Here is a 12,560-nt window from a genome sequence, read left to right as displayed (position 1 = left end):
CCCCGGGGAGTGGCCGGAATCCGGGAACGGGCCACACATCAGAGATCAAGGGTTTACGCCCCCCCAGTCGTCGTCAACAGCGGTTAACGAAGGGGCTCCGGGCGGCGCGGCTGCGGCGGGGGTAAATCGAGATCGGCCTCCGGCCTCACAGGCCGCCCCGGCTTGTTGCCGGTCCGGCGAAACCTACGCAAACCCGGATCGAGATCGCCCTGCGGGCTCACACGTCGGCCCGCAGGGGGCCGACTCCGGGGAGGTTGATCGAGATCGGCCTCCGGCCTCACACGCGGCGCCGATGCGCCGCTCCGGCGGCCTTGCTGCGCCTGGTGGTGCGACGCCGACCGACTGCGGAGACGACGAGCGCGCAGGTTTGGCAGAAAACGAGTCGACGGCCGGGGCTGGTGGTGACTCTGCGGAATCGCTCGAGGCGACTTTGCGGCGGGTGTTGGCCGAGCGCGCTATCCGCGTTCCGGCGGCGTCGAAGGTGCCGGCGGAAATGGCGGCGAACGGGGTCACGGTGGCCGAGCTGCGGTCGGCGATCAAGCTCTCGCTCGAGGAGCGGGAAAAACAGGGGTCGTTCCAGCCGGTGCCGGTGAAGTACGTCGCGGCGGTCGTGAAGTCGGAGCGGGCGGCGGTGCGGCGCGGGGTCGAGCGCGTCCGGGGGCGGCGCGATGCGGCTCGCGGGCTGGCGGATTTTGAGGCGCTGGCGCGAAAGCTCGGGATTTCCGGGGCGCGGCCTGGTGAGTCTGAGGAGCAGTTTCGGGCGAGGGTCCGGGCTGCGCATGAGAGGAGCGCGGAATGAGTAAGGCCCTTACGGCCGAGGAGCGGGCGCGGAACATCCGCGCGGCAAAGGCCGCCAGTGCGGAGCGGGCGGCGGCCGATGCTGCCGAGGTCACGCGGCGCGCTCGTGCCGATCTGCAGGCGCGCGGAATTGCGCGGCCGGGGGTGGGTGATGACGTGCGGGCGGCGGCTGGCCGCTTCGCTCGGGAGTTGCAGACGTCTGCAGCACCGTCCGGGGCGCCTCGGCTGGTGTTGGTTGAGTTTAGCGGGTGCCGTGTTCGGGTGCCCGAGGGATGGGGCGCGGCGGTGGATCGTTGCGGCGCTGATTTTGACCGCGTCTCGGACGCATGGATCAGAGCGGGAGTGCATTCCCGCGAGGAGGTGAGGGCCTGGCGCGAAACGATAGCGCAGGACATCGGTAATTCAGTCGGCATTAATCCAAAAATCGACGGACGCCCGTGGATCGATCGCATTGAGGCTTGGTGCGCGACCTGGCGCGATCTGCGAAAGGCTTTAGAAAGGGGTGTTTTGTGATTCCGTATGTCAATTCATTGCTGAGTGCGTGGGGCCGGTGGGTTGTCCGAAATCAGGACGGCGGTGTCGGTTGGGCGACGTGTTCGCCTATGTTTCGCGATGGGCTTGCGGGCGTGATGCCTGCCGAGTCTCGGCCGCCGATCGGTGTCGGGGGCAACGTGGACGACTGCGAATTTACGGATAAGGCGATTAAGCGGCTCGATGAAGGCGACCGCGATCTAATAAAAGCGACTTATGTCGATCGGCTCAAGGTGAAGGAGATCGCGGCTAAGTTCGGGTGGCATCGGCAACGAGTCTCCGAGCGGCTTAATGTGGCCGGTGATCGCTTGCTCGGGCATATGAACGACATCGCGGCCGATTTATAGGGCCGCTATTGACCGATCCGGACATAACTGGCACGATTCGGGCAGAATCAGGTTTCGTGCGTTCAAGGCCCTCTAGCTCGTCTAGCGGGCCTTTTGCTTTTTGGGGGGTCGGGGCGGTGCAGATCGGGTGCAGGACGAATGCCGGGACGGTGGCGCTTGAGTTCTCGACCGCGGCGCGCGACATGCGCGACAAGGCTACATCGGGCGCGCTTAACGAGATGGCCGAGCAGGCGAAAGTCGCAGCGGCGAGAGGCATCCGGGACGCGGGTTATAAAGTTCGGGTGCGGACGATCAAGGCAGGCTTGAGCATATCCCGCGCGTCGCCGAGCAAGCTCCGGGCGGCAGTGATCGCTCGGGGGCAGCCGATCCCGCTCGTCGAGTTCTCGGCGCGTGACACCTCTCGCGGCGTGTCGGTTTCGGTGCTGCACGGTCGCAAGACGATCTCGGGCGCATTCATCGGCGTGATGCCTAACGGGCATCGCGGGGTATTCGTCCGGGTCGAGGGTGCGCAGCACAAGAAAATGAAAACGCGGGGCAAGGCGAGCTGGCACGCCCTCGGCATCCGCGAACTGTTCGGCCCGTCCGTTCCGGATGGGCTGGCGAATCGGGAAGTTCAAGACGCGCTGCAGGCGTTCGTCGCCGAGAAGTTCCCCGTTCTCCTCGAGCGTCACCACAAGTGGCTCGCCTCGCGGCGTCGCCGCTGACCTGGTCGTCCTTGCCGGTTGTCTGAAAATTCCGGGTCCTTCCTGGCCTCTTAACTGAGCGGGCGCGATGACCGCCGATTCTGTCTCGGTGTGGCTCGTGCTAGGGGGTCATAAAACACAGGGGGTTGAATGCCTACGCAACAGCAAATCGCGGAGCACCTCGGGCTAGATCAAAGCGCGGTAAGTCGGCACCTCGGCGCGCTCGGGCTCGACTGGAAAGCGGCGACGCTCGACGAGGTCCGGGTCGCGTACATCAAGCATTTGCGCGCGGTGGCCGCCGGGCATATGTCACAGGACGGGGTCGATCTGACCTATGAACGGGCAATGACCGAGCGCGTCGAGCGGGAGTTAAAGCTCCTCACGCTCGCGGAGAAGCGGGGGCAGGTGGTGAACGTCGAGCAGCTCGAGCCCGAGCTGTCGCGGATGATCGGGGCTTTCCGGACGGCGCTGCTCTCGCGCGACGACAAGCTAAAGGCCGAGCTAGACGCCCTTTACGGCGTCGAAATCGATATTGGTTTGTTGAATGACTACACATATTCCGCATTGCGCCAGCTCGCTAGATACGATGCCGAGCGTGCAAGCCTTGATGCGTCGAGTGCTGGCCCAGCTCGAGCCGCCGGTCAAGATGGGGACGACGGTATGGGCGAAGGATCGGCGAAAGCTCTCGGCGAAGGGGAGCGCGCTCCCGGGTGATTACAACCCGGATATAACGCCGTGGGTCGCGGGGATTCACGACGCGCTCGACGATCCGGCGGTCGTTGAGGTGAGTTGCGCGAAGTCGGCGCAGGTCGCGTGGACGGACGGCGTGATCCTGAATTACTTGGGCAAGCGAATCGACGTCGATCCGGCGCCGATGATTGTCATGTTCGCGAAGGAGAAGTCGGCGCAGGAGTTCAACGCCGAGAAGTTCGAGCCGATGGTCGAGGCGACCGTCGTCCTACAAAAGAAGCTCCCGCCGAAGTCTAAGGCCCGGTGGGAATTCAAGGATTTCCCGGGCGGCTTCCTGAAGTTCGTCGGCTCAAACTCGCCGGCCTCGGTCAAATCGACGCCGGCCCCGGTGGTGTGCGTCGAGGAGCCGGACGACTGTAACGAGAACGTCCGGGAGCAGGGCGACACGATCACGCTTTTGAAAGAGCGGACAAAAACATTTCCGCGCCGGAAAGTCATTTTCGGGGGGACGCCGACGATTGAAGGTGTCTCGCGGATTTGGGCGTCGTACCTGGCGGGCGATCAGCGGAAGTTTTGGGTTCCGTGTCCGCATTGCGGCGAGGAGCAGGTGCTCGCGTGGGAGCAAGTCCGATGGGTTGAGCGGGACGTCCCGCCTCATGAGATTTTCGGCCGGATCGACCTGGCCTCGGCTCGCTACCATTGCCCACACTGCGACGCGCTGTGGACGGATGCGGAGAAAAATCGCGCCGTCCGTCGCGGGGTGTGGCGGGCCTCGGCGCAGTTTCAGGGAATGGCGAGCTTTTATATCAATGAGCTGTATTCGCCGTTCCCCGGCTCGGTCATGTCGGAGCTGCTGAAAAAGCGGCTGATTGCGGAGCACGCCCTCGCGCTCGGCGACGATACGAAAATGCGGAGCTTTCGGAACAATACCGAGGGCCTTCCGTATGCCTATAAATCCGACCTTCCGGACGGCGACGATCTCAAGCTCCGCGCCGAGGATTACGCGGAATTTACCGTTCCGGCCGGCGGCCTGTTGATGACCGCCGGGGTGGACGTCCAGCACGACCGGCTCGCGATCATCATCCGCGCATGGGGGCGGGGTGAGGAGTCATGGTTAGTCTATTGGGGCGAAATCTACGGCTCGACCCTGCAGCCGAAGGCCGGGGCATGGCTCGACCTCGACGCATTGTTGACGCGCGAGTATCGGCACGCGTCCGGCGCGGTGCTGCGGATCAACGCGGTTTCGATCGACGGCTCGGACGGCAATCGGACCGAGATCGTGCACGCCTTCGTTCGCCCGCGTCGCGGGCATCGTTACATGGCGATCAAGGGCGCGGCCGAGGCGTCCGACGACAAAAAGGAGATTTTCAGCACGCCCCGCCGGGTCGATCCGGGCAAGGCGGGAAAGATGGCGAAAAAGGGCCTCGAGACGTACATCGTCGGGACGGCCCGCGCGAAGGACCTCATTCTCGACACGCGGCTGAAAATCGAGAAGGCGGGCGCCGGGTGCTTGCATTGGTATCGCGGCGTCCGGCCCGACTATTGGGAGCAGCTCACGAGCGAAGTAAAGGCCCCGAGTCGGATCAATCGCAATCGGCTGACGTGGCAGAAAAAGGCCGGCGTCAGAAACGAGGCGCTCGACTGTGAGGTGTACGCGCTGCACGCGGCGCGGCGCCTCAAGACGAACTTGATGCAGCCGGGGCATTGGGACGCGATCGAGGCGCGCTTGCGTCAGCGGAGTTTGATCGCGGAGCCCGAGCAGGAGGAGGCCCCGGTCGATCTCTCGGACGACGACGAGACGCCCGAGGCGCTCGACCAGGAGCGCGCCGAGCAAGAGCAGGCCGACGAAGGTCGCGCCGACCAGGTGCAGCCCGAGCAGGTCAGGGCGGCCGGGCCTCCGGCCTCGTCCGATCCGCCGGAGCTGCTCGAGCAGCAAGACAACGAGCCCGCCGAGTCTCACGACGACGCGGGCTTTTTAACGCCTGCGCCGGCCGCGCCTCGGGTCGTTCGCCGCAAGGTCCGCAAGAGTGGGCCGCGTGGTGGCGGTGGGTTCTCGGCTAGGTCGTGGGGCTAAGTGGTGGGTCTATGAAAATTCCTTTGATTGTTAATGCGGGCGATTCGGTCGGCTGGTCCGAGGTCGCGTTCTCCGATCCGGTGCTCGGGCAGATCACGGCCTCGGGTGGCTGGTCGCTGACGTTCAGTTTTCGCGGGACGCAAGGGGCTGGCGGGCTCGACCTGGTCGGGACTGCGGCGGGCTCCGGCTGGTCGTTCGCGCTGACCCCGGCGCAGTCGGCGGCGCTGAATTCCGGTTCGTCGGTGGTGGTGTGGAGCTGGCAGGCGTACGCGACGAAGGCCGCCGCGCGGCTGACGGTCGGGACGGGCGTCCTCCGGGCTCGGCCAAACCTCGCGGGGCTGGCTGCGACGGCGGCGTTTGACGGCCGGAGTCAGGCCGAGCAGGACCTCGAGGCGGTTCGGGCTGAGTTGAAGTCGCGGGTGAACGGCGGCCTTACCGTCGAGTATTCGATCGGGGCGCGGTCGCTGAAAAAGGAGCCCGTCGCGGCGCTCCTCGAGCTTGAGCAGCGGTGTTTGCGGATCGTCCGGCGCGAGCGGAAAGCGCAGGCGGCGGCGAATGGGCTCGGGAATCCCGGGCGCTTTGCTGTGAGGTTCCGGGGATGAATCTTAATCCGGGGGTGCGTGGTCGGCTTGCGTGGTCGGCGTATTCGACGGCTCGCGCATTCGGGCGCGGGCGGTTGTTCGGCCTGTGGTGCGGGCTGCAGATGGCGGCGGCTGGCCGTGTCCGGCGGTATCGGATCAAGTGGGGGGGGAACGGTGGGACAAGTTAAAAAGCCTTGGTACAACGCGGAGCGCGTCCGTACGCCCGGGAGTGTCGTCCTTAACGCGTGGCGCGAGCGAAGCGGGCCGGAGCGGCTCGGCCGGACGCCCCTCTCGCGGGCGGCTGTGCAGACGTCTGCACGCGGGCGGCGCATGTACGCAGGCGCGAAGGTGGACCGCCTAACGTCCGATTGGACGCCGATGAACACGTCCGCCGATGCGGAACTCGTTACGTCCCTCCGGATGCTGCGGGCTCGCTCGCGTCAGGTGTGCCGCGACAACGAGCACGCAAAAAACGCGCTGCGGCAGATCGCAAACAACGTGATCGGCGGCGGGGTGGGCATGCAGGCGACGGTCGCGACTGCGGGCGGCGTGTTGCGGGCGCCGATCAATCTCGCGATTAAACGCGCGTTCGATCGATGGGCAAAGGCCGATTCGTGTCACACGGCCGGAAAGCTGCACCTGCACGACCTCGAGCGGGTGCTCGTGATGGCGGTCGCTCGGGACGGCGAGGTCCTCGTGCGCAAGGTGCGGCAGGCGTTCGGGCGCGAGAACTCGGTCGCGTTTGCGCTCGAGGTGATCGAGGCCGACCGGCTCGTCGATAACTATTCGCAGGCGACGAACCCCGACAACGGGAACCCGATCCGGATGGGTATCGAGGTCGACCAGTGGCTCCGGCCGGTCGCCTACTGGCTTTATCCCGGCCACCCGGGCGACTTCCAGTTTTCCACCCTGACCGCGTCGCGGTTTATCCGGGTGCCGGCGGACGAGATCATCCACCTCCACCTCGTGGACCGCTGGCCGCAGACGCGCGGCGAGCCGTGGTTTCATGCCGCGCTCAAGCGCATGAACAACGTCGGCGGCTATGAGGAGGCCGAGATTGTCGCGATGCGGGCCTCGGCCGCGATCATGGGCTTTCGGCAGTCTCCCGAGGCGGACGACCCGGTGGACGGCGTTGGCGACGAGGACGACGTCGAGGACGGCGAGCGCGTTGTCGATATGTCGCCGGGCGTGATTATGGACCTCGCCCCCGGCGAGATTTTCCAAGGCTTCAATCCGAGCCGGCCTAACGCGGCGATGGACCCTTTCCTACGTCATATGCTCCGATCGGCGGCGGTCGGGGTGGGCGTCTCTTACGCGGCGCTTACGGGTGACTGGTCGCAAACGAACTACTCGAGCGAGCGGGCGGCGCAGCTCGTCGACCGCGATCTCTGGCGCGTCCTGCAGGGCTGGTTTATCCGGTCGTTCCGGATGGCGATCTATCCGGATTTGCTCGATGCCCTTGTCCTCGCGGGCGAGGTGTCGATCCCCGATTACTACTCGCGGCGGCAAATGTATGTCGAGGCGGTCCGATACAAGCCGCGCGGCTGGTCGTGGATCGATCCGACTAAGGAGGTCACGGCATACCGGCTGGCGGTGCGCGCGGGCTTTATGACCGTGTCCGACGTAATCAGTCAGACGGCCGGCGGCGCCGACCCCGAGGAAGTGTTTCAAGCCCGCGCGGCCGAGTTGAAAACAATGGACGACCTCGGCCTCGTGTTCGATACGGACCCGGCAAAGGTCACGGACAAGGGGCAGGCGCAGGCCGTCACGCCCGGCGAGGCGGGCGGCGAGGGCGAGGCCGGCAGCGGCGATTCTGCGGGGGCGGCTGGCGCTCCCGAGGCTGGCGAGGAAAGCGGGGCGCCTGCCGAGGCCGATCAAGAGCAGCCCCGAGAAGGAGGTTAAAACATGGCGCTAACGGTCAAGATGACCCGCGACACGCTGCACCTCGGCACGCTGTACGCCGTAGGGGCGACGCCGTCGCTCGCCGACGATCTCGCCCGGCAATGGGTTTATGAACAGCGGGCCGTGTGGGTGTCGGTCGATACGCAGCAGCTCCGGACGCCCGCGATCTGGTCGGACATGACTGGCGGCTATCTGGTCAAGCCGGACGGCTCGCTCGTGGCGACCTATGTCCCGGCTGCGGTCGCGATCACGGGCGGAACGATCAACGGCGCGACGGTCGGGCAAACGACCCCGGCCGCCGTCAAGACGAGCAACCTCGCGGCGGTGTTTACGGATAGCTCGGGCACGCCCGGGAACGTGACGAATAGCAGCCCGCGCGGCCGGGTTGCGATCGCGGCGGGGGCGTCCTCGGTGGTGGTAACGAGCGCGCTCGTTACTGCGGCGAGCACGGTGTTTGCGACCGTGTCGTCGATCGATGGGACGCTCCTCGCGATTAACCGGGTCGTGCCGGCGGCGGGGTCTTTCACGATCTACGGCGACGCGGCGGCGACGGCGGCGACGAAAGTCGATTTCATCGTCGTGAACTAAGGGGCAAGCCATGAGCAAGCAAGCAAAGCTCGCAACGGGCGACACGCTCAAGCCTCAACGGCGGGCGCTGTCGCTGCGGGCGACGTCGGGGCCTCTCGTCGATCTCGAGGCGCGGACCTGCACATTCCCGTTCAGCTCCGAGGAGCCGGTCGAGATGTGGATCGGGTGCGAAATCCTGAGTCACGACCCGGGCTCGATGCGGGCAGGCATTCGTCAAACGGCCCTGAATCTGTTGTTCAACCACAAGCGCGACGACCTCCTCGGGGTTATCGAAAAGCTGTGGATCGGCCCGGACCGGCGCGGTTACTGCACGGTCCGGTTCGGGCGCGACGAGCGCGGCGAATGGGCAATGCAGCAAGCGGCGGACGGCGTTCTCGTGAATGCGTCGTTCATGTATCAGGTTTACCGCTACGTCGTCGACGAGGAGGAGGACACCTATACGGCGATCGATTGGGAGCCTTACGAGGTTTCGCTCGTGACGATCCCCGCCGACGCGACGGTCGGCCTCGGCCGAGCTGCTGAGGGGGTGGGGCACCCTGTCGAGATTGTCCCCAAAACACGCGCCTCGCCGCCTGGTGAGGCCGCGCAGCAAACCGAACAACCCGCCGATCCGGCGGGTTTTTTTTCGCCCGAATCCGGGCAACAGGAAGGAGAAGAGAACATGCGTCGTCGTCGTTTCCCCCTCATGGAAGCCGCCCCGGGCGATACCGGGAAGGGCTCCCGCTCCGGCGCTGGTGGTAATCCCCCGGCCGAGACGATCGAGCCGGCCGGTGATCCTGCGCACAACGCGACCCGCTCCGCGCTCGATGGCGCGACCGGCGAGCGCGAGCGCATTACCGAAATCGACGCCATGTGCCGTAAGCATGGCGTCGCCGACAACCTGCGCAACGAAATGATCCAGCGCGGGACGACTGTCGTCGAAGCGCGCGGGATTGTCTCCCTCGAGCTTGCGGGCCGTGGCCGTCAAGAGTCGCTGTCGAGCATGTCCGATGATCTCGGCTTGACCGACAAGGAAAAGCGCGGCTTTTCGTTCATGCGCGCGATCTCGGCGGCGATGTCTGGCGACTGGTCGAAAGCCGGTTTCGAGCGTTCCGTCTCCGGCGCGATCGCCAAGCATGCCGGCCGCGAGGCCACCGGCAAGGGCTTTTTTGCGCCGAACGATCTCCCGTTCTGCCCGACCGAGGATCACGTCCGCGCCTTCCGTGCGGTGAATCGCCGGCAGGCCCTCGAGGCGCAGCAGCGCGCGATTTATCAGGTTGGCACGGGCGCGCAGGGCGGCAACCTCGTTGCGACGAACCTCCTCGCGGACACGTTTATCGAGGTCCTGCGCAATCAGGCCGTGACGAGCATCCTCGGTGCGACCTATCTCCCGGGCCTGGTCGGTAAGGTCGCGATCCCCCGCCAGATCACGGCGACCGGGACCTATTGGGTCGGCGAATCCGGAGCGCCGACCGAGGCCGAGGCGACGTTCGATCAGGTTGTTTTGCAGCCTCGCACGATCGGCGCGCTCTCGAAGGTGTCGCGCCTCATGCTGCTGCAGTCGACGCCGTCGATCGAGATGATTATCCGTCGCGACCTGGCCTCGGTCGGTGCGCTGGGTATCGACCTTGCCGCGCTGTCGGGCACGGGCGCCGGCAACCAGCCGACCGGCATCGTCAATCAGGCCGGGGTTAACTCGGTGGTCGGCGGCGCGAACGGCGCGAGCTGGACGTTCGATCACATGATCGCCCTGAAATACGCGATCAAGGTCGCCAACGCCCCGCAGGCTGCGCTCGGCTACGCGCTCAATTCCAAGACGATCGGCTACCTCTCGACGCTCAAGGCGTCGACGGGTCAATACCTGTGGGACCCGCAAGGCGGCCTTACCGCTGGCTCGCCGGATCGCCTCAAGGGCTCGCCCTATGCCGAGTCGCAGCAGCTCCGCAGCGGGCTGACCAAGGGCACCAGTACGGGCATTTGCTCCGAAGGCATTTACGGCAACTGGGGCGAGCTGTTCGTCGGTGAGTGGGGCGTGACCGAAATCGCGGTCAATCCGTACGACTCGGCCGGCTTTGCGAATGGTGACGTCGTGCTCCGCATGTTCCAGACGGTGGACGTCGGCGTCCGTCACGGTGCGTCCTTCGCGGTCATGTCGGACGGTCTGACTCCGGGCTTCTAAGCCGGTAGTCGCGCGGGGGCGGGTGCTCCCGCGCTCAATCAATCAGGAGAAGCAAAAATGCGTTTCAAGGTCCGTGAGGGTTTCGTTATCCATCATCGCCGCCTCGTCAAAGTGCCGGGGCTCGTCGATGGCGAGGAGACGATCGAGGTTCAGGTCAGCAGCTACTACGCGAAGCAGGTCGTCGATTTCGACCCGGACGAGGCGCGCGAGCATGCGCACAAGCTCGAGCCGTTCGACAAAGAGGCGAAAGCCTGGCTCGAGGGCCTCGCCGTCGCGTTCGATGCGCCGGTCGCTGCTCCCGCCGCTGCGCCCGCGGGTGCCTCGCTCGAGCAGCTCGTCGCGTTGATGGCCGAGGCAATCAAGTTGGCCGCCGCTGCGCCCGCGTCGGCGCCCGCCGATCAGGGCGGCGCGTCCGGGGGTTAAGGCGTGATCGCCGAGGGCCTCGATGTTTTCCTCGCGGATTTCGGCGTTGTCTGTACGTCGGGCGGGCAGACCTTCAAGGGTCTGCTCGATACCCCCGACGAGACGCTGAATATGGGCGGCGTGAACATCCTCTCGACGATGTACGTCTGCACCGTGAAAACCGATGACGCGACGGCGGCGGGCCTCGTGTCCGGCTGCGCGATCGCGGTCGGCGGGGTGGCGTACCTCGTCCGCGACGTGCTGCTCGTTGATGACGGCGCGTTTTCACACGTAACACTTTCCAAGTAGGGGGCGCTATGGCGACCAAGCATTACCGCATCCGTCCGGGCTTCACGTTCCGTGACGGCGATCAGATCAAGGGCGGCGGCGAGCATATCGAGCTGTCGCTCGACATGGCGCTTTTCCATCGCGACAAGCTCGAGGAGCAGCCCGTCGCGTGCGTCGAGGAGCCGGCCGGCGTCGGCGCGGGCGTGGCGGAGCCTTCGCAGGCCGCCGAGGCCGCCGAGGGTGTCGAGGGCGTCGAGGTCGAGGGCGTGCAGACGTCTGCACAAGTCGAAGCCGTCGAGGGCTAAGTCGTGACGACGCTCCGCGAGCAGATCACGGCGCAGACGGTCGCGGCGCTGACTGGCGTCACGCCGGCCGGGGATAACGTGTTCCGGTCGCGTGAGGTCAGCATCACGCGGGGCCTGACGCCGGCAATCGTCGTTATGCCCGAGTCTCTCGTCTCGACGCGGATGGGGGCGTCTGCCGACCGGCAGGAGCTTGTGCTCGTCCTCGAGATATTCGTCCGGGGCGATCCGTGGGACGCGATCGCCGACCAGGTCGCCGAGGTCGCGCACCGGGTAATGATGAAGGATCAGACGATCCGGATTTATGCGCTCGATGTGCGGCGCCTCGGTGCCGAGTATGAGGCGCAGGAGGCCGACCGGACGGCGGGTGTCCTGTCGGCGCGCTATCAAATCACGTACTTGACCAGGCCCGACGACCTGGCGAGTCAACCAGTCTAAGAGGTGAAACCATGAGTCAATTTGCGTTCGGCTCCGGCAATATGTGGGGCTATCAGACGCAGGACGCGAACGGCAACACGATCGCGAACATTACCCCGCTCAAGTTCGGCGAGGTGCAGGACGTCGGTATCGATATTTCCCGCGACGTCAAGCTCCTTTACGGGCAGCTCCAAATGCCGGCGGCTGTTGGTGGCGGGAAGATGAAAATCGATGTGAAAGCGAAATTCGCCCGCATCGCTGGCCGCGTTTTCTCCGATCTGTTTTTCGGTCAGACGATGACCGGCGGCACGCTGACCGGCGTGCAGAATGACACGACCGGCGCGTCGATCCCCTCCTCGCCCTATACCGTGACCGTCGTCCCGCCGAGTTCGGGCACCTGGTCGCGCGACCTCGGCGTCGTCGATTCCAACGGCGTGAGTTATGTCCGCGTCGCCTCGGCGCCGGCAACGGGTCAATACAGCGTTGCGGCGGGTGTTTACACGTTCGCGGCGGCCGATACGGGTAAGCAGGTTTTCATTTCCTATGCGTATTCGGCCACGGCGGCGGGTGCCAAGGCGATGACGCTGCAGTCTCTCCCGATGGGCTATGTCCCCACTTTCGGGATGGACCTCGCCCTCGGGTTTGGCGGGAAACAGATGAACTGGCGTTTCCCGAATTGCGTCGCGTCGAAGCTCTCTGTCGATCCGAAACAGGACGACTTTACCGAGAACTCGCTCGACATTTCCGTTTTCGCGGACGCGGCCGGCATCGTCGGCTATGTCTACACGTCGGAGTAATC

The 12,560-nt window shown here is 65.6% G+C and carries 15 protein-coding genes; all 15 read left to right on the top strand.

What is annotated here, in order from left to right; all coding sequences use genetic code 11:
• Positions 1–292: 292 nt before the first annotated feature.
• The 15 genes from QQK25_RS01310 to QQK25_RS01240 all read left to right on the top strand — a co-directional run bounded on the left by QQK25_RS01310 (position 293) and on the right by QQK25_RS01240 (position 12,558).
• Entirely contained in the window at positions 293–799 is a 507-nt protein-coding gene (locus QQK25_RS01310; RefSeq protein ID WP_284186392.1) for a hypothetical protein, read from the top strand.
• Entirely contained in the window at positions 796–1,311 is a 516-nt protein-coding gene (locus QQK25_RS01305; RefSeq protein ID WP_284186391.1) for a hypothetical protein, read from the top strand. Before QQK25_RS01310 ends, QQK25_RS01305 begins: the two co-directional genes overlap by 4 nt.
• On the top strand, positions 1,260–1,676 hold the full coding sequence (locus QQK25_RS01300; RefSeq protein WP_306664077.1) for an antiterminator Q family protein: 417 nt from the start codon (positions 1,260–1,262) through the stop codon (positions 1,674–1,676). The genes QQK25_RS01305 and QQK25_RS01300 overlap by 52 nt, the downstream gene beginning before the upstream one ends.
• Positions 1,677–1,858: 182 nt before the next feature.
• The gene (locus QQK25_RS01295) at positions 1,859–2,380 is read left to right on the top strand and encodes a phage tail protein (protein WP_284186389.1); all 522 of its coding nucleotides are present in this window, start codon (positions 1,859–1,861) and stop codon (positions 2,378–2,380) included.
• Positions 2,381–2,509: 129 nt separating this feature from the next.
• Positions 2,510–3,073 carry an ArsR family transcriptional regulator gene (locus QQK25_RS01290; RefSeq protein WP_284186388.1) on the top strand — a complete coding sequence of 188 codons (564 nt, stop codon included), beginning with the start codon at positions 2,510–2,512 and terminating at the stop codon, positions 3,071–3,073.
• Positions 2,976–5,123: a phage terminase large subunit family protein gene (locus QQK25_RS01285; protein WP_284186387.1), complete on the top strand. Its 2,148-nt coding sequence runs from the start codon at positions 2,976–2,978 to the stop codon at positions 5,121–5,123. Before QQK25_RS01290 ends, QQK25_RS01285 begins: the two co-directional genes overlap by 98 nt.
• An 11-nt stretch (positions 5,124–5,134) precedes the next feature.
• Complete coding sequence (locus QQK25_RS01280; protein WP_284186386.1) at positions 5,135–5,725, top strand: hypothetical protein; 591 nt, start codon at positions 5,135–5,137, stop codon at positions 5,723–5,725.
• Positions 5,726–6,034: 309 nt separating this feature from the next.
• The gene (locus QQK25_RS01275) at positions 6,035–7,606 is read left to right on the top strand and encodes a phage portal protein (protein WP_284186385.1); all 1,572 of its coding nucleotides are present in this window, start codon (positions 6,035–6,037) and stop codon (positions 7,604–7,606) included.
• Between the two features lie 3 nt (positions 7,607–7,609).
• On the top strand, positions 7,610–8,194 hold the full coding sequence (locus QQK25_RS01270; RefSeq protein ID WP_284186384.1) for a hypothetical protein: 585 nt from the start codon (positions 7,610–7,612) through the stop codon (positions 8,192–8,194).
• 10 nt (positions 8,195–8,204) lie between these two features.
• Complete coding sequence (locus QQK25_RS01265) at positions 8,205–10,352, top strand: phage major capsid protein (protein ID WP_284186383.1); 2,148 nt, start codon at positions 8,205–8,207, stop codon at positions 10,350–10,352.
• Positions 10,353–10,409: 57 nt separating this feature from the next.
• Entirely contained in the window at positions 10,410–10,775 is a 366-nt protein-coding gene (locus QQK25_RS01260; protein WP_284186382.1) for a hypothetical protein, read from the top strand.
• A gap of 3 nt (positions 10,776–10,778) precedes the next feature.
• Positions 10,779–11,063 (top strand): head-tail joining protein, encoded by a 285-nt coding sequence (locus QQK25_RS01255; protein WP_284186381.1) that lies wholly within the window; start codon positions 10,779–10,781, stop codon positions 11,061–11,063.
• An 8-nt stretch (positions 11,064–11,071) separates the two neighbouring features.
• Positions 11,072–11,347: a hypothetical protein gene (locus QQK25_RS01250; RefSeq protein WP_284186380.1), complete on the top strand. Its 276-nt coding sequence runs from the start codon at positions 11,072–11,074 to the stop codon at positions 11,345–11,347.
• A gap of 3 nt (positions 11,348–11,350) precedes the next feature.
• On the top strand, positions 11,351–11,782 hold the full coding sequence (locus QQK25_RS01245) for a hypothetical protein (protein ID WP_284186379.1): 432 nt from the start codon (positions 11,351–11,353) through the stop codon (positions 11,780–11,782).
• Between the two features lie 11 nt (positions 11,783–11,793).
• A complete protein-coding gene (locus tag QQK25_RS01240) occupies positions 11,794–12,558 on the top strand; it encodes a hypothetical protein (RefSeq protein ID WP_284186378.1) in 765 nt (254 codons plus the stop codon).
• Positions 12,559–12,560 lie beyond the last annotated feature (2 nt).

Source organism: Zoogloea oryzae, from assembly GCF_030161255.1.
In the GTDB taxonomy this organism is placed as follows: domain Bacteria; phylum Pseudomonadota; class Gammaproteobacteria; order Burkholderiales; family Rhodocyclaceae; genus Zoogloea; species Zoogloea oryzae.
This window is presented reverse-complemented; position numbering and strand designations above follow the sequence as displayed.